The sequence below is a fragment of the Janthinobacterium sp. BHSEK genome (assembly GCF_056174685.1).
The window spans coordinates 15,174-31,594 of record NZ_JBWBYV010000097.1 but is presented as its reverse complement, the minus strand read 5'-3'; the positions used below and the strand labels follow the sequence as shown (position 1 = coordinate 31,594).

Genomic DNA, 16,421 nt, shown 5'->3' with positions numbered 1-16,421 from the left:
CCCTGACTACAGCTTTGACGCGAGCCTTCCTGCCTATACGAGTTACCGCTTCGTCAATCCGACCCTGACCATTTTCACGTCGCCCGTACCGGAACCCGGCACCTACGCGATGCTACTGGCCGGCCTGGCCCTGTGCGGCACAGCCGGCTTGCGCCGTCGCCGTGGGGCGCGCAGCGGCGCGCCAGCCTGATTCAGCTGATCAGCTTCAAGCCCGGCGGCAGCGCCTCGCCCAGCATGCGCTTGGTATTCGCTTCGTCCAGTTGCGTCACTTCGCTGACCGTGGCCTGCCACAGGGGCGGGGCGCCGACGGCTTTCAGGCGGGCGAGGATGGTGGCGCGCAAGTCGTCGCCGATGTCGCGCGAGCGGTCGCCCGTCATGCGCGCCAGGTGGGTGGCGGCAAACGCCGCCGGTTCCGTCTTTTTCCAGTCCAGCGCCAGCAGCACGTGCAGCCAGTCGGCCACGGTGGCGCTGTCGACCACTTCGTGCGCGCTGCCGTGGAAGGGCTGGCGCGCGCCGACCCTGGCCAGTGCCCACAGGGTGTTCGTGTCCGCCGCTTCCTCCTTCTTGCCGGCCTTTTGCAGGCGTTTCAGCAGCCAGGCGCCCACTTCCGCCTTGTAGGCGCCGGGAATGCGCTCGAGCGAGGCGCCCAGGCGCAGCATGTCGTCGTCGCTGCCATTGACGAGGGTGACGGGCCGGCTGCCGCGCTGGGCCGCGTCGGCTTGCAGGTTGAAGGCGAAATCGTCGAGCAGGCGCAGTTGCTGCTCCACGCTCAAGCCGCCGGCTACGCGGCGCCACAGGGTCCACCATTCGGCGCACACCTGGTTGTCCTTGTGATGCTGGACGCCCGCGTCGAACATGGCCCACAGCTGCTCGATGCGCCACGGATCGAGCGCATCGCCGTAGCCGGGCCGCAAACAGTAGCCGGCCAGGTTCAGCCACACCCGTTCATGCTCGGCGGAGCGGCGCCGGCCACGCGCGCGCAGCAGGAGGGCGTCGAACAGCTGGCGCAGCAAGGGCGTCTCCCAGCTCTCGCGCCCGCCCAGTCCCCGTTCCAGATGCTGGCGCAGCTGGCGCACTTCCTTGGTTTCGACCTTTTGCGCCTTGCCGCCGAAGATGCGCTCGATCTTCTCGACGGCTTCCTTCACGCGTGGCGGCACGCTGGACGTTTCGGCCGGCGTTTCCTCTTCTCCCCGCAACTGGAATTCCAGCAGCCAGCGGTCGCTGGCATCGGCTTCGGCCACGCAATGCACTTCCAGGGTGCCCACTTCCGTCATCACGGTGGCCAGCTGCACCGCGATTTCGCGCTTGTCATTGCCGTCGCTGGCGTGCAGCACGCTGGCCAGCGGCGGCAGGCGCAGGTACTCGCCCGCGCCCAGGTCGACGATGTCGCCCAGCTTGGGCGGCGTGCCCGTTTCCGCGATGGACGAGGCCAGGTGGAAGCGCACGGGCCGGCCCAGGCGCAGCGCGAACAGACGCTGCGTCAGGCGGATTTCCTCGCCGCTGGCGCTGCCGCGTGGCAGGATGCAGACGGCGCGGTGATCCTTGCCCGCCTCGCCCAGCACGAGGAAATAGCTGCGCGGCGAGCCGCCGCCGATGCGCGGCGCCTGGCCGCGTCGGGCCAGCGCGTAGGCGACGGCGCCACGGGCCACGGCCACGTCGGGGTTATCGTTATGCAGGATGGTGAGGGGCTGACCCCGCCAGTGTTCCAGGGTCTCGGCCAGGCGGCGCGCCAGCGCGTCGGCGCGGAACACGCCGCCATTCAGCAGCAGGGTATCGGGCAGTGCGCCGGCATGCTGGTGCAAGAAGCTGGCCAGGTGGCGTGTGATGGCCGCGTCCTGCGCATACGGCAGGCCGAATTCGACGATGCCGGCACGGCCTTTTTTCGCCGTATCGTTTTGCCCAACTTTCGGGAAGAAGCCGTCGACCACCATGGCCGCCACTTCCTCGCGCGTGACGTCGGCCGAACGGCTGCCGCCGATCAAACGCGAACCCGCGCCCAGCAGGGTCACGGTGACGCTGTCGGGCGCGTCGTTCGACAGCAGCAGTTCCTTGGCCGCGCGGCAGCGTTCCATCAGCTGCGACAAGCGCGCGGCGGACAGCTTCATGCCGCTTTCGCTGCCTGCCGCCATGCGCGTTTCCACCAGGTGGGCCAGCGCCAGGTCCATATTGTCGCCGCCAAGGATCAGGTGGTTGCCCACGCTGCTGCGCGTGAGCTGCGGTGCGCCATCGTCGTCGAAGGCGACGTCGATCAGGCTGAAATCGGTGGTGCCGCCGCCCACGTCGCAGACCAAAATGCGGCGCGTGTCGGCCAGGTCTGCGCGCAGGGTGGCGCGCCGGCGCTGCAGGTAGTCATAAAAGGCCGCCTGCGGTTCTTCCACCAGCCGCAGCGCGGACAAGCCCGCCATGCGCGCCGCTTCCAGGGTGAGTGCGCGCGCACCCTCGTCGAACGAGGCGGGGATGGTCAGCACCAGTTCCTGCTCTTCGAGGGGCGCGTCGGGGAAGCGGTGATTCCACGCGGCGCGCACGTAGGCAAGGTAGCTGGCGCTGGCTGCCACGGGCGACACCTTGGCCACGTCGGCATCGGCGCCCCACGGCAAAATGGGCGCCTGGCGGTCCACGTTCGCATGCGACAGCCAGCTCTTCGCGCTGGAAACGAGCCGGCCCGGCACCTGGGCGCCGAGCTGGCGCGCGAACGCGCCCAGCACGGCATGCTCAACGTCTTGCTGCAGCCACGGCAGCTGCAAGTCGCCCGCCGCCAGTTCGCCGGCGGCGGGGTGGTAGCGCAAGGAGGGCAGCAGGGGGCGTGCGCCCACTTCGCCGGGTGCGACCAGCTGCTCGATGGCGAACAGGTTGATTCCTGCCTGCGCATCGCCAGCCGCCGCATACGCCACCACCGTATTGGTGGTGCCCAGGTCGATGCCGACCAGATAGGCCGGCTTGCCCACGGCGCCGCGCATGCTTATTGCTGCGGCGTGCCGCGCACGTCGAATTCCACCTTCCAGCGCTCGGCGCCGTCAGGGGAAACGGCCAGCAGTTCCAGGGTACCCGCTTCCGTCACTCTGGCGTGCAGTTTGACTTGCACGACGTCGCCGGCCTGGCGGCCTTCGGCGGACAGCGTCGCCTGGATCTCGCTCAATTCCTGCAATTCATCGGGGCCCCAGAAGTCGAGCAAATCGCCGATCTGGTCGTTGCGGCGCGTGGACGAGGCGAAGAAGCGGAAGTGCACGGGTTCGCCCACGACGAGGCCGAATTGCTGGCCCGGCAGTTCCAGCTCGCTGCCTTCTTCCATGCCGAACGGCGCCACGCACAGGGCCTGGATCGGCGGCTCCATGCCAGGGATGGCGGGCATGGCCGATTCGATGGCGACATAAAAGGCGCTGGCCGTGCCGCCGCGGATGCGCACGCCATGGCCGCGCCGCACGTAGCTGTAGTAGGCGGCGCCGCGCGCGACGGCCAGGTCCAGGTCGGCCCCGGCCAGCATGCGCGCCGGTTCCGCGCCTTCCATGTACAGCCAGTCGTTGACGGTGCTCATGATGCGCTGCACCAGCAGGTCGGACTTGAAGACGCCGCCGTTGAACAGCACGGCCGTCGGGTGCAGGAAGCTGGCGCCTTCCGCCTGGCGGCCCGCGAAGCCTTCCAGTTCGCTGGTCGCCGCCACTTGCCGGCCCAGGAAGGCGGCCAGGTGGCGCGTGATGGCCGCGTCCTGCGCATACGGCAAGCCCAGTTGCGTCAGGCCGGCGCGCGTACGCACGGCAGGGCGGCTCGACGCTTCCACCTGCGGGAAGAAGCCGTCGAGAATGAAGGTGGACACTTCCGCGCGCGTCAGTTCCGTGCGGATGGAGCCGCCGATCAGCTTGGAGCCGCGGCTGGGCACGACGATGGGTGCCATGTCGAGACCGCTGTCGGCCAGCAGGCTTTCCTTGGCGCTGCGGCAGCCATAAGTAAGCGCGCGCATCTGCCAGGCGTCGAGCTGGGTGCTGTTGGCGGCCAGCTTGCGTGCCACCAGGTGGGCCAGGGCCAGGTCCATATTGTCGCCGCCGAGCAGGATGTGTTCGCCGACTGCCACGCGGTGCGGTTCCAGCACGCCGTCGCGCTCCAGCACGGCGATCAGCGAAAAGTCGCTGGTGCCGCCGCCCACGTCGACGACCAGGATGATGTCGCCCGGCTTGACTTCCTTGCGCCAGCGGCCTTCGCTGGTCTGTATCCAGCTGTACAGCGCCGCCTGCGGCTCTTCCAGCAGGGTCAATGAGGCGTAGCCGGCCGCCTGCGCCGCTTCCATCGTCAGCTCGCGCGCGGCAGGGTCGAACGAGGCGGGTATCGTCACCGTGATTTCCTGCTCGGCGAACGGCGCTTGCGGGTGGGCGTTGTCCCAGGCCTGGCGCAAATGCGTCAGGTAGCGCGTGGCGGCCGTGATCGGCGAGATGCGCGCCACTTCGGCCGGCGCGTCGTTCGGCAGGATGGCCGCGCGGCGGTCCACGCCCGGGTGGCACAGCCAGCTTTTCGCGCTCGACACCAGACGGATCGGCGTGGTGGCGCCGCGGCTGCGGGCCATTTCGCCCACGACGAACGGCGCTTCGGCTTCCTCGGTGACCCAGGGCAGGGCCAGGTCGCCCGCCGCCACTTCGTCGGCGTGCGGCAGGTAGACGAAGGACGGCAGCAGCGGCAATTCCTCGACCGTGCCCGGTGCCGACAGTTGCGGTACTTTCAGCACGCCGTGGCTGGACTTTTCGCCGTCGCTCTCGACCAGGTTCACATACGACAGGGCGCTGTGGGTGGTGCCCAGGTCGATGCCGATGGCGTAGCGCGGGGTGTTGTTCGTTGCGTCGTTCACAGTTCCACCTCGGCCGGTGCCAGGATGGCGGCGTCGTGCTGCTCGCTCAGTTTCGGCAGGCGCACGCTGGAGGCGCGCCAGCCGCGGTGGCTGAGGGTGCCCGTGAATGGTGCGGAACCGACCACGTTGCCCGTCAGGCGCACGCTGGCCGAATCAAAGCCTTCCTGCAGCACGATGCGGCTGCCCTCGGCTTCCTGGCGCACGGCCTCGATGGTGAAATATTCGCGCATGACCTTGGCGCAGCCTTCATGCACGACGCGGGCGGCCGCGCCGATGTCGGCATCGGCATGGCTGCCCAGATTTTCCTGGGTGAAGTCGATCAGGCGCGCTTCGCGCTGCAGCAGGGCCAGCAGTTGCAGGGCCGCGTCCGGCGTCGCCTCTTTTAATATGACGGGGGCGGCGGCTGGCGTCGGCACGGGAGCGGGCGCCGGAGCAGGGGGCACGGGCGCCACAGGGGCGGCCTCGGGCAGGGACAGCTTTTCCACGCGGGCCGCATAGGCGGCGTCCGACAGGGTGCTGAAGAAGGCGCCGAAGGCCAGCGGGACGCGGCGCCAGAACGATGGGTGGGACGATGGTGTGCTCATAGGAACTCGTTTCTCTGATCTGTAGGGGGGCGTCGGCGGCGCGCCGGATGGCGGGGCCGCTTCGCAGGGTGGTGCATGCGCCGGCCCGTCGTGCATGTCGGGCCGGCTGGCGTTTGCCCGCATGATACCAGCTACGGGGCCGGCGCCAAAGTCGCCGCCCCCGTTCCCGCCTGCCTGCGGCGTGCATTTTCTTTGTTCCTGCGCAAGGAAACGCTCGATTTCGGCTGTCTTCGACTAGAATCGCACATTATCTTTTTGCCAGACATTGATGCCATGGTTTCCGACTTTTCCTCAAATCTGGCCAGCAGCACGTATATCGACAGCGAGCATCCGGCTGTGCGCGCCAAGGCGGCCGAGCTGGCGGCAGGCGCCGTGGGCGACGCCGCCATCGCGGCCCGCTGCTTTGCCTTCGTGCGCGACGAGATCGCCCACAGCTGGGATTACCAGCGCAACCCCGTCACTTGCCGCGCGTCCGATGTGTTGCAGCATGGCACGGGCTATTGCTATGCGAAGAGCCATCTGCTGGCCGCGCTGCTGCGCGCCAACGGCATCCCCGCTGGCCTGTGCTATCAGCGTCTGGCCGTGGGCGAGGCGGGGCCGCCGTTCTGCCTGCATGGCTTGAACGCCGTCTACTTGCAGGAATTCGGCTGGTACCGCATCGATGCGCGCGGCAACAAGCCTGGCGTTGATGCCGCCTTCACGCCGCCGCGGGAACAGCTGGCCTTTCCCGTGCTGGCGCCGGAAGAGCGCGATCTGCCGGAAATCTGGGCGGCACCGCTGCCGCAGGTGATCGCCTCGCTGACCGGCCATGCGACCGTGCAGGATGTGGCCGCGCACTTGCCCGATATCGAATTGTTGCCGCTGCAAACATAATCTCAAGAAAGAAATCATGAAAAAAGTGTATCTTGGCCTGCTTGGCCTGATGTTGTTGGCCGGTTGCGGCAGCAAGGGCGAGAGCGGTGGGCAATCGAGCGCCGCGCGTCTCGACGGCAAGGAAAAGGGCAGCGAGTTTCTTGCCTATGAACACAATGTCAGCGTCGATACGAGCGAGGCGCAAGTGCCGCTCCTGTATGAAAAAGTCGTGGCCGCCTGCAAGGCTGACACGGACAATGGTTGTCTGCTGCTCGATTCCAGCATCAACGGCGGACGCTACGTGCACGCACGCATCAGCGTGCGCGCCAAGCCGGCCGGCATCAAAAAGCTCGTCGCGCTGGTCGCGGCCGAAGGCGACGTCACCAGCCAGGGCACCAAGGTGGAAGACCTGGGCCGTCCCGTGCTCGACAGCAAGAAACGCCTGGAAATGCTCAAGCAGTACCAGGCGCAGCTGCAAGACCTGGAAAAGCGCTCGGGCACGAATGTCGATGCGCTGATCAAGGTGAGCAAGGAACTGGCCACCGTGCAGGTGGAGCTGGAGCAGGCGACGGCGGCCAATGCACTGTTGATGCAGCGCATCGACACGGACTTGCTGAACGTGGCCATCAGCGCCGACGGCAAGCAATCGTTCTGGCGCCCTGTCAAGCGCGCGCTGGGCAATTTCACGGAAAACCTGTCGGAAGGCGTGGCCAACGCCATCACGGCCATGGCTTACATCCTGCCGTGGCTGGTGGCTTTCGTGCTGCTGTTCCCGCTGGGACGCAAGGGCTGGCGCCGTCTTCGTGGAGCGCCGCGCAAGGATTGATGCGCAAGCATTAAAGCCTCCGGCGCACCGTTTTACGGCAATTTGAAACCTGGCTGCACAGTCCTTGTGCGGCCAGGTTTTTTTTCGTGCGGCGAGAGCCGCGTGCACCATGGCGGATACCTGTTGGCGCTGGCATGCATTCTGCTTTAACAACATGGCAGACCCAGCTCGACCCCACGAACCCATCACAGGAGTCCCCATGTCACGACGCATCATCCTGAAAGCGGCCGCCGCCGGCGCATTCGCCCTGGCCACGTCCACCTGCATGCAGGCAGCCCTGGCCGCCGATACGATCAAGGTAGGCATCTTGCACTCCCTGTCGGGCACCATGGCCATTTCCGAAACGTCGCTGAAGGACGTGGCGCTGATGACGATCGCCGAGATCAATGCCAAGGGCGGCGTGCTGGGCAAGAAGCTGGAAGCCGTCGTCGTCGATCCCGCGTCGAACTGGCCCCTGTTCGCGGAAAAAGCGCGCCAGCTGGTGGCGCAGGATAAAGTGGCCGTGGTGTTCGGCTGCTGGACGTCCGTCTCGCGCAAGTCGGTTTTGCCGGTGTTCAAGGAACTCAACAGCCTGCTGTTTTACCCCGTGCAATACGAGGGCGAGGAGCTGGAAAAGAATGTGTTTTATACGGGCGCCGCGCCCAACCAGCAGGCGATCCCCGCCGTGGAATACCTGATGAGCACAGATGGCGGCGGGGCCAAGCGCTTCGTGCTGCTGGGCACGGATTACGTGTATCCGCGCACCACCAACAAGATTTTGCGGGCCTTCCTGAAAAGCAAGGGAGTCAAGGATAGCGATATCAGCGAGGTCTACACGCCGTTCGGCCATGCCGACTATCAAACCATCGTCGCCAACATCAAGAAATTTTCCACGGGCGGCAAGACGGCCGTCATTTCCACCATCAATGGCGATTCGAACGTGCCGTTCTACAAGGAGCTGGGCAATGCGGGCCTGAAAGCCACGGACGTGCCCGTCGTCGCTTTTTCCGTGGGCGAGGAAGAGCTGCGCGGCATCGATACCAAGCCCTTGCTCGGTCATCTGGCGGCGTGGAATTACTTTGAATCCGTCAAGAATCCGGTAAATACCACCTTCATCAAGCAGTGGAAGGCGTATGCCGTGGCGCACAAGCTGCCGAACGCCGGTTCGGTGGTGACGAACGACCCCATGGAAGCGACCTATGTCGGCATCCATATGTGGGCGCAAGCCGTGGAAAAGGCGAAATCGACGGACACGGACAAGGTGATCGCCGCCATGGCGGGCCAGAGCGTCAAGGCGCCATCGGGCTTCACCCTGACCATGGATGCAACGAACCACCACTTGCACAAGCCCGTGATGATCGGCGAGATCAAGGCCGATGGGCAATTCAATGTCGTGTGGAAAACCAAGGAACCGATACGCGCACAGCCGTGGAGCCCGTATATCAAGGGCAATGAGGGCAAGCAGAAGTTGTAAAAAGCTTGCGCGTCGATTCGTTGCCGCAACCCCAGGCAGAGAGCTGGGGTCAGACCCGGCGGGTCTGACCCCTGTCCTTGTCTTTGGGGGAAGGATACCTGTCAAGACAACGGCTTTACTACATGGAATCCATGCACATGCAGCTTCTCCCCAAACTGCTGGTCCTCGCCTGCCTGTTGCTATCCGCGCTGGCACAGGCCGCCATCCCTCCCGATCTGCTCAAGCCGCTGTCCGGCGACGATCCCGACGCCAGGGTCGCCGCCGTGGCGCGGATCGCCGCCCTGGCCACGCCCGAGGCCGCCCGTGTGCTGCACGCCTTGCAGGACGACAGCCTGTATGCCGCCCCCGGCGGCAAGGTGTACATCGTCGACGGCGAGCAGGCGTACGACCCTGTCATCGGCCAGAACGTGCCGCTGCCGGAAGGCATTGATGGCGTGATGGTCAACAACCGCTTGCGCGCGGCCGTGGCGGGCGCCTTGTCGGGCTTGCAGCTGCTGGCGCCGGAGCGGGCTACGCGGCTGGCCGCCGCGCAAGCCTTGCAAAAGGCGGTCGACCCCGCACAGCTCCCCCTGATCCGCACCGCGCTGGCGCGGGAAAGTGATGGCGAGATCCAGCAGATATTGCAGGTGCTGATCGCCAGCGCCAACCTGCATGCGCCCGATGCCGCCACGCGCAAGGCCGCCGTGCAGGCGCTGGCCGGCAGCAGCGATGCGCGTCTGCTGCCCGTGCTGCAAGCCATGTTGGAGCCGGGCGTTGAACCGGATGAGGCCGTGCAGCTGGCGGCCATCGAGACCATGCGCCAGATCAAGGGCAGAGTGGCACGCATGGAATTCGCCGGCAATGTGTTTTACGGCATTTCCCTGGGCAGCGTGCTGCTGCTGGCCGCGCTGGGCCTGGCCATCACCTTTGGCTTGATGGGCATCATCAACATGGCGCATGGCGAATTGCTGATGATAGGCGCTTACACGACCTATCTGTGCCAGCTGTTTTTCCGCAACTATTTCCCCGGCATGCAGGATGCGTATCTGCTGGCCGCCTTGCCGGCCGCCTTTCTCGTTGCCGGCCTGGTGGGCGTGGCGCTGGAGCGCACGGTGATCCGCTGGCTGTACGGCCGGCCGCTGGAAACCCTGCTGGCCACCTGGGGCATCAGCCTGATCCTCATGCAGCTGGTCCGCACGATCTTCGGCGCGCAAAACGTGGAAGTGGCCAATCCCGCCTGGATGTCGGGCGGCGTGACGGTACTGGGCGGCCTCGTGCTGCCATACAACCGGCTGGTCATCATCGCCTTTGCCGTCGTCGTCGTCGTGGCCGTGTGGCTGATCCTCAACAAGACGCGCCTGGGCCTGTTCGTGCGGGCCGTCACGCAAAACCGCCGGATGGCCGATTGCGTGGGCGTGGCCACGGGCAAGGTCGACATGCTGACCTTCGGCCTCGGTTCCGGCATCGCGGGGCTCGGCGGCGTGGCTCTGTCGCAACTGGGCAACGTGGGGCCGGACCTGGGCCAAAGCTACATCGTCGACTCCTTCATGGTGGTGGTGCTGGGCGGCGTGGGCCAGCTGGCCGGCACCGTGATCGCCGCGCTGGGCCTGGGCGAAGTCAATAAATTCCTCGAACCGGTGGCGGGCGCCGTGCTGGCGAAGATCGCCATCCTGGTATTCATCATCATTTTCATCCAGCGCCGGCCGCAGGGCCTGTTTGCCATGAAGGGACGCAGCATCGAATGACTACCTCTTACCCGATCAAACAGGGCCTGTTCACGCGGCCCGTCTGGCTGGCCATCGCAGCATTTACGCTGCTGGCGGCGCTGTTGCCGATTTTTAATCTGGCGTTTGCCGAAGGGCATGCGCTGCACGTGTCCGCCTACACGGTGGCGCTGGTGGGCAAGTTCATGTGCTACGCGCTGGCTGCGCTGGCGCTGGACCTCGTCTGGGGCTACACGGGTATCTTGTCGCTGGGCCACGGCGTGTTCTTTGCCTTGGGCGCGTATGCGCACGGCATGTATCTGATGCGGGCCATCGGCGACCAGGGCCAGTACCACAGCAACTTGCCCGATTTCATGGTCTTTCTCGACTGGAAAACTTACCCCTGGTACTGGGCCTTCACGGAGCACTTCTGGTATTGCATGGCCCTCGTCGTGCTGGTGCCGGGCGTGCTGGCCTTCGTGTTTGGCTATTTTGCGTTTCGCTCGCGCATCAAGGGCGTGTATTTTTCCATCATCACGCAAGCGATGACGTATGCCTTCATGCTCCTGTTCTTCCGCAATGACACCGGCTTTGGCGGCAACAACGGTTTCACGGATTTCAAGACGATATTAGGGCATAGCATCACGGCGCCAGCCACCCGGGCCGTGCTGTTCCTGCTGACCCTGGCCTTCCTGCTGGCGGCGCTGGTGGGCGCGCGCGCCATCGTCCGCTCGAAGCTGGGCAGGGTGCTGCAGGGTGTGCGTGACAGCGAGGCGCGGCTGATGTTCCTCGGCTACAACCCGCTGTGGTTCAAGCTGTTCGTCTGGACCCTGTCGGCCGTGCTGTGCGGCATCGCCGGCGCCCTGTACGTGCCGCAGGTAGGCATCATCAACCCGTCCGAAATGTCGCCCGCCAACTCCATCGAGATGGTCGTGTGGGTGGCGGTCGGCGGGCGCGGCACCTTGCTCGGCCCGATTGTGGGCGCTTTTACCGTCAACGGCTTGAAAAGCTGGTTCACGGCCGCCTTGCCGGAACTGTGGCTGTTCGCGCTGGGCTTGCTGTTCATCGGCGTCACCCTGTTCATGCAGCAGGGCATGCTCGGTGTATTGCGCAAGATCAAATCCAGGAAAACCGCCGCCGTGGCAGAGGAGGCCGCATGAGTATCCGCATGTTGCCCGGCATGGCCAGCGCGGAAGCGGGGCCGACATATTCGCGCGTAAAAGGCGAGGGCGTCGACACGACGCATGGCGCGATCCTGTATCTGGAAGACATCAGCGTGTCGTTCGACGGCTTCAAGGCCATCAACAAGCTGAGCCTCGATATTTCCGTGGGCGAGTTGCGCTGCATCATCGGCCCTAACGGGGCCGGCAAGACGACGATGATGGATGTGATCACGGGCAAGACGCGGCCCACGTCCGGCACGGCCTGGTTCGGTCAGACCATGAATCTGGCGACGATGACGGAAGCGCAGATCGCCCACGCGGGCATCGGCCGCAAGTTCCAGCGCCCCACCGTGTTCGAGCAGCACACGGTGTTCGACAACCTGGAACTGGCGATGAAGATGGACAAGCGCGTGGCGCCCACCCTGTTTGCGCGCTTGTCGTCCGAGCAGGCGGGCAGGATCGAATCGGTCTTGCGCCTGATACGCCTGAACGGCCACGAGGCGCGGCCGGCCGGCTTGCTGTCGCACGGGCAAAAGCAGTGGCTGGAAATCGGCATGCTGCTGATGCAGGAGCCGCAGCTGATCCTGCTGGACGAACCGGTAGCCGGCATGTCCGACGCGGAAACGGCGCGCACGGCGGAGCTCCTCAATGAATTGCGCGGCAAACATTCCATCATGGTGGTCGAGCACGACATGGGTTTCGTCACGGACATTGCCCAGCAAGGCATCGTCACCGTGCTGCATGAAGGGGCCGTGCTGGCGCAGGGCCGCATGGACGAAGTGCAGGCCGACGAGCGCGTCATCGAAGTCTATCTGGGAAGGTAATCATGCTCGAAGTGCAAGAATTAAATCAGTACTATGGCTCCTCGCACACCCTGCGCGGCATCGACCTGTCGGTGCGCCAGGGCGCATGCCTGGCCTTGCTGGGCAGGAATGGCGTGGGCAAGACGACCTTGCTCAAATGCCTGATGGGCGTGCTGCCCGTGGCGCAGGGTACGGTGGTGTTCCAGGGGCGCGACATCACGAAAATGACGCCGCACGCGCGCGCCAGGCTGGGCATGGCCTACGTGCCGCAGGGGCGCGACATCTTCGCGCGCCTGACGGTCGAGGAAAACTTGCTAATGGGCATGGCGGTGAAGCGGGGCAGGCTGGCCTCGCGCATCGATCCCCACGTGTACGAGCTGTTTCCGGTATTGAAAGAGATGCTGGCGCGGCGCGGCGGTGATTTGTCCGGCGGGCAACAGCAGCAGCTGGCCATCGCGCGCGCCCTGCTGGCCGAGCCGCAATTGATCATCTTCGACGAGCCGACGGAGGGTATCCAGCCTTCCGTCATCAAGGATATCGGCAGGGTCATTTCCTTGTTGAAACAACGGGGCGACATGGCCATCGTGCTGTGCGAACAGTATTTCGACTTTGCCCGCGAACTGGCCGACGAGTTCATCGTGCTGTCGCGCGGCAGCGTGGTGGCCAGCGGACTGGCGGCGCAGATGGATGGCGAGGACGTTAAGCGGCACCTGGCCGTGTAAGGTCAGACGAGCTGGAGCCAGCCCAGCACGGCGCCGCCCGCCAGCAGCCACAATAAATGGATCTTCGTGCGCCAGATGATCAGGCCCGCCACGATGGACAGGCTCCACAGGGGCCAGTCGGTGCGGATGTCGTGGTTGGCGCCACCCAGGATCATGCCGGTGGAAATCAGGAGGGCGACGACGATGGGCGCCATGCCCTGCTTGAAGGCGCGCACGGGGCGCAGGTCGCGGTTGCGGTAGCCCCATTGGGCTGCCACGTAGGTGAGGGTGGTGCTGGGCAGCATGATGCCTAACATGGTGATGAACACGCCAAGATACGCGGCCGTGTAGCTGCCCGCATTCATGCCCACGTTCCAGCCCATCAGGGCGACGAACAGCACGTTGGGGCCGGGCGCTGCTTGCGCAATGGCGATCGACTCATTGAATTGCGTCTGGGTCAGCCAGCCATGCTGTTCGACGAGGAAACGGTGCATTTCAGACGTGGTGGAAATGGCGCCGCCGATCGACATCAGCGACAGCATCAGGTAGTGGGCGAACAGGTTCAGCCAGTCGCCCGCGCTCAAGGCCAGTTGCAGGGGCGGATTCATGAAGACAGCTTCCGATAGGTCAGCAGGCAGCCGATGCCGCCCAGGCCCAGCAGGATGTACAGCAGGGGCCAGCGGAAGACCGCCACCATCAGCACGCCCAGCACGGTGATGGATAAGGTCAGCCACAGGGGCAGCGGATGCTTGCTCAGCGCGGTCGCCAGCTTCACGCCCGTGGCGGCGATCATGCCGGCCGACACGGCCGCCATGCCGCGCAGGGCGCCCGCCATCTGCGGGTTGTCGCCAAAGCGCGTGTACAGCACGCCCAGCAGCAGGACGATGACGAGGGGGACGGCCAGCATGCCGGCCAGCGCCGTCAGCGCGCCTTTTAAACCGAAATAGCGCCCGCCCACCATCAGCGACAGGTTCACCACGTTCGGCCCGGGCATGATCTGCGCCACGGCCCAGTCTTCGAGGAATTCCTCCTGCGTCAGCCAGCGCTTGCGCTCGACCATTTCGCGCTGGATCACGGCCAGCACGCCGCCAAAGCCTTGCAGGGCCAGCCAGGTGAACGAGAAGAACAGGTCGGCAAGCGAGGCGGGTTGCGGGCGGGGCTGGTCAGGCTGGGGCGTGGAAGGCGAGGGCATGACTGATTATCGCCGTGGCCGATCGCGCTTGTCCATCGCTTTCGGCTCTGCTTGTACCTGCAAGAAAAAAACCGTGGCTCATGTTTCCCTGCCATTGACATCGAGAGTTTATCGGCAATACTTTTAGCGGCAACATGACCGCTATCCCTGTCCGCGCTGGCGTGGCTCGCCCCGCTACGCCCTCTCATCCCTCCGTCCCCTTCGCAGGAGTTGCTTATCATGCCTCATTCCACAGAAACGCTGCATATGCCCGTCAAAACCGTGGTGCTGCATACGCGGGTCGATCAGAAGATGTGCGATATCGTCAACCTGGGCATCGCCGTGCAGGCTGCCTTCAGTACCTTGTGCGCGCTGGAATACCTGAAGTCATACAATGTCGCCCCTGAACTGATCGAACGCGTGCTGCTGCATCCGGAGCAGCGCCGCCAGACCGTGCACTGAGTATCCGCACGGCAACTGTGTTGCCGGCAGCGTCAGCCCGGCGTTGTCGGATTGTCCATTACGGCTCAGTTATGCACAAATGATGGGCTAACGAAATTGGCGAAATAATTTTCTTGTGATTATGTGTGATTTTCTAAGTGTTTGATTTTAATGGATTTTATTTTTGCTGTTTGATTGAGCAGTTTATTGAAAGCCGCACGGGCTGTGGCTTTGAGGGCTGTCAATAGGCCCTTATCCACAAAGATATCCACAGTCCGTGTGGATATCTGAAAAAGCGCTTAACAATCCGCCACTTAGGAAAATGGGACCGGCCCGCGCCTGCCATCGGCGCGCAAGATGGGCCAAAATAGGGCATGCCACAAGCCTGTATGCCTATCCAGTGCTCTTGTTTTTATGACTGAAAGTAGCGGCCGTGTTCAGGGCGTGTCGCCGCACTGGGCCAGGGCCGCGGCCAGTTCGGCGACGTGTTGCTCCGCCTCGCGCAGGGTGGCGTAGGTGCGCAGCGAGGCGATCACGGTGGTAAACAACTTGCGCGTGGTGAGGTCGGTCTTGCACCAGAAATCGTTGATGTCGTAGTCGATGATGATGCGGTGTTCCAGCGCCTGGCCCGGCTGGCCCGTGCGCAGGATGATGCGCACGGCGCTGTTGTGCAGGTCTTCGCGGATCTGGCGCGCCACGTGCAGCCCCGCATCCTGGGTTTCCATGATCACATCGAGCAGCACCACGGCGATATCTTGTGTGCCGCGCAGCAGGCTGAGTGCCTCGGCGCCCGAATACGCGTGCAAAAAGCTCAGTCTGCGGCCCTGGAAGCTGGCCTGGCTGAGGGCGAACTTGGTCACCACGTGCACGTCGACATCGTCATCGACGATCAGCACGCGCCATGGCGCCGCGTTGGCAGTCTCTGCCGTCGCGTCTGCCCGGGCCAACGGCTCATCGACCAGCCAGTCCGGTTCGTCCGCCCCCTTGGCGGCGCTGTCGCTATCCATGTTCATGCATTTATCCACCGTTGATCGTGCTTGCTACTCCACACTATGCCAGTCTGCGGGGTTTGTCAAAACAATGCTGTTCAAGCAAGACGGTCCGGCGCCTGGATTGCTTATGCACAGCAAAATATATTTTCATGGCGGTGAAGTGACTTTGATCGAGCGCAAATTCGTGATTGCAAGTCATTGATTTTATTGGAGTAAAAAATTGCCTGTGAAATCAGCAAATTGTTGAAACCCGCATCAATGCTGGTGTTGCGGCTTGTCAAGAGGGGCTTATCAACAACTTTATCCACAGTTGCTGTGGATATCTGAAAAAGCCGTGCAAAAACCGGGGCTTAGCGTCCGTTCATGCGGCCAGCCCAAGCCCGCTCAGCTGGGCGAAGGCATGCAGGAAGCGCTGCTTGGCTTCGGCCGGGCCCATGGCCTCGATTATACCGGGCAAGGGGGCGATGCCGTCAAGGTAAGCCCAGCGTTCGGCCGAGTGCGGCATCAGGTCGCGCTTTTCCGTGGCCAGCGCGATCAGGTCGGCCCGCTTGATGGGTGCGTAATCGGAAAAATCCAGGCCATACGTGGCGGCGATGATGGCGCTGACCTTGTCTTCCAGCACGGCAAATTCCGGCAGCAACACTTTCAAGGGCTTCACCATGTCGCCCAGGTAGGCTTCGGCCGCATCGTGCAGCAGGGCGGCCAGGCGCAAATGGGGCGGCACCAGTTCGGCGACGATCAGGCTGTGCTGGGCGACCGAGTAAAACACTTGCGTCTGTCCATTGAAGCGGCACTGGTAAGCGAGGCCGTGGGCAATGTCTTCAATGGCTACCTTGTCGATATGCGGGCGCAAGGGATAAAAACGGTTGCCTGAATAGGTGGAAACGTAGTCGGTGGTAATCATTGCCATGGCATGGTGCTC

General features: G+C 64.3%; 16 protein-coding genes. 9 read left to right on the top strand and 7 right to left on the bottom strand.

Translation table 11 applies throughout. From position 1 onward, the window contains the following. The coding region (locus AC0V2Y_RS26340) for a PEP-CTERM sorting domain-containing protein (protein ID WP_475418389.1) at positions 1-190 on the top strand (190 nt) is incomplete at its 5' end. Position 191: 1 nt separating this feature from the next. Here the strand turns inward: AC0V2Y_RS26340 and AC0V2Y_RS26335 are convergent. Genes AC0V2Y_RS26335 through AC0V2Y_RS26325 form a run of 3 tightly spaced genes read right to left on the bottom strand, consistent with a single transcriptional unit; the run spans position 192 to position 5,415 of the window. After that, positions 192-2,957, bottom strand: a complete 2,766-nt coding sequence (locus AC0V2Y_RS26335) for an Hsp70 family protein (protein ID WP_475415930.1) — start codon at positions 2,955-2,957, stop codon at positions 192-194. A 2-nt stretch (positions 2,958-2,959) separates the two neighbouring features. Further along, complete coding sequence (locus AC0V2Y_RS26330) at positions 2,960-4,831, bottom strand: Hsp70 family protein (protein WP_475415929.1); 1,872 nt, start codon at positions 4,829-4,831, stop codon at positions 2,960-2,962. Then, positions 4,828-5,415 (bottom strand): DUF2760 domain-containing protein, encoded by a 588-nt coding sequence (locus AC0V2Y_RS26325; RefSeq protein ID WP_475415928.1) that lies wholly within the window; start codon positions 5,413-5,415, stop codon positions 4,828-4,830. Before AC0V2Y_RS26325 ends, AC0V2Y_RS26330 begins: the two co-directional genes overlap by 4 nt. A gap of 273 nt (positions 5,416-5,688) precedes the next feature. On the opposite strand from AC0V2Y_RS26325, the gene AC0V2Y_RS26320 reads away from it, so the two are divergent. The 7 genes from AC0V2Y_RS26320 to urtE all read left to right on the top strand — a co-directional run bounded on the left by AC0V2Y_RS26320 (position 5,689) and on the right by urtE (position 12,916). Beyond that, the gene (locus AC0V2Y_RS26320; RefSeq protein WP_475415927.1) at positions 5,689-6,288 is read left to right on the top strand and encodes a transglutaminase-like domain-containing protein; all 600 of its coding nucleotides are present in this window, start codon (positions 5,689-5,691) and stop codon (positions 6,286-6,288) included. Positions 6,289-6,304: 16 nt separating this feature from the next. Then, positions 6,305-7,093: a DUF4349 domain-containing protein gene (locus AC0V2Y_RS26315; RefSeq protein WP_475415926.1), complete on the top strand. Its 789-nt coding sequence runs from the start codon at positions 6,305-6,307 to the stop codon at positions 7,091-7,093. Positions 7,094-7,292: 199 nt separating this feature from the next. Further along, the gene (gene urtA / locus AC0V2Y_RS26310; protein WP_475415925.1) at positions 7,293-8,546 is read left to right on the top strand and encodes an urea ABC transporter substrate-binding protein; all 1,254 of its coding nucleotides are present in this window, start codon (positions 7,293-7,295) and stop codon (positions 8,544-8,546) included. Positions 8,547-8,683: 137 nt separating this feature from the next. Next, positions 8,684-10,270, top strand: a complete 1,587-nt coding sequence (gene urtB / locus AC0V2Y_RS26305) for an urea ABC transporter permease subunit UrtB (RefSeq protein WP_475415924.1) — start codon at positions 8,684-8,686, stop codon at positions 10,268-10,270. Continuing rightward, positions 10,267-11,388, top strand: a complete 1,122-nt coding sequence (urtC, locus tag AC0V2Y_RS26300) for an urea ABC transporter permease subunit UrtC (RefSeq protein ID WP_475415923.1) — start codon at positions 10,267-10,269, stop codon at positions 11,386-11,388. Before urtB ends, urtC begins: the two co-directional genes overlap by 4 nt. Then, positions 11,385-12,215 (top strand): urea ABC transporter ATP-binding protein UrtD, encoded by an 831-nt coding sequence (gene urtD / locus AC0V2Y_RS26295; RefSeq protein WP_475415922.1) that lies wholly within the window; start codon positions 11,385-11,387, stop codon positions 12,213-12,215. The genes urtC and urtD overlap by 4 nt, the downstream gene beginning before the upstream one ends. 2 nt (positions 12,216-12,217) lie before the next feature. Then, entirely contained in the window at positions 12,218-12,916 is a 699-nt protein-coding gene (urtE, locus tag AC0V2Y_RS26290; RefSeq protein WP_475415921.1) for an urea ABC transporter ATP-binding subunit UrtE, read from the top strand. Positions 12,917-12,918: 2 nt separating this feature from the next. Here urtE and AC0V2Y_RS26285 read toward each other — a convergent pair whose 3' ends face one another. After that, on the bottom strand, positions 12,919-13,503 hold the full coding sequence (locus tag AC0V2Y_RS26285) for a chromate transporter (protein ID WP_475415920.1): 585 nt from the start codon (positions 13,501-13,503) through the stop codon (positions 12,919-12,921). Beyond that, positions 13,500-14,087, bottom strand: coding sequence for a chromate transporter (locus AC0V2Y_RS26280; protein WP_475415919.1), 588 nt, complete (start codon positions 14,085-14,087; stop codon positions 13,500-13,502). Before AC0V2Y_RS26280 ends, AC0V2Y_RS26285 begins: the two co-directional genes overlap by 4 nt. Before the next feature lie 219 nt (positions 14,088-14,306). On the opposite strand from AC0V2Y_RS26280, the gene AC0V2Y_RS26275 reads away from it, so the two are divergent. After that, a complete protein-coding gene (locus tag AC0V2Y_RS26275; protein ID WP_092605904.1) occupies positions 14,307-14,528 on the top strand; it encodes a hypothetical protein in 222 nt (73 codons plus the stop codon). A 416-nt stretch (positions 14,529-14,944) separates the two neighbouring features. On the opposite strand, the gene AC0V2Y_RS26270 is transcribed toward AC0V2Y_RS26275, so the two are convergent. Continuing rightward, on the bottom strand, positions 14,945-15,520 hold the full coding sequence (locus AC0V2Y_RS26270; protein WP_475415918.1) for a response regulator: 576 nt from the start codon (positions 15,518-15,520) through the stop codon (positions 14,945-14,947). A 340-nt stretch (positions 15,521-15,860) separates the two neighbouring features. After that, complete coding sequence (locus AC0V2Y_RS26265) at positions 15,861-16,409, bottom strand: phosphohydrolase (RefSeq protein ID WP_166448106.1); 549 nt, start codon at positions 16,407-16,409, stop codon at positions 15,861-15,863. Positions 16,410-16,421: the final 12 nt, after the last annotated feature.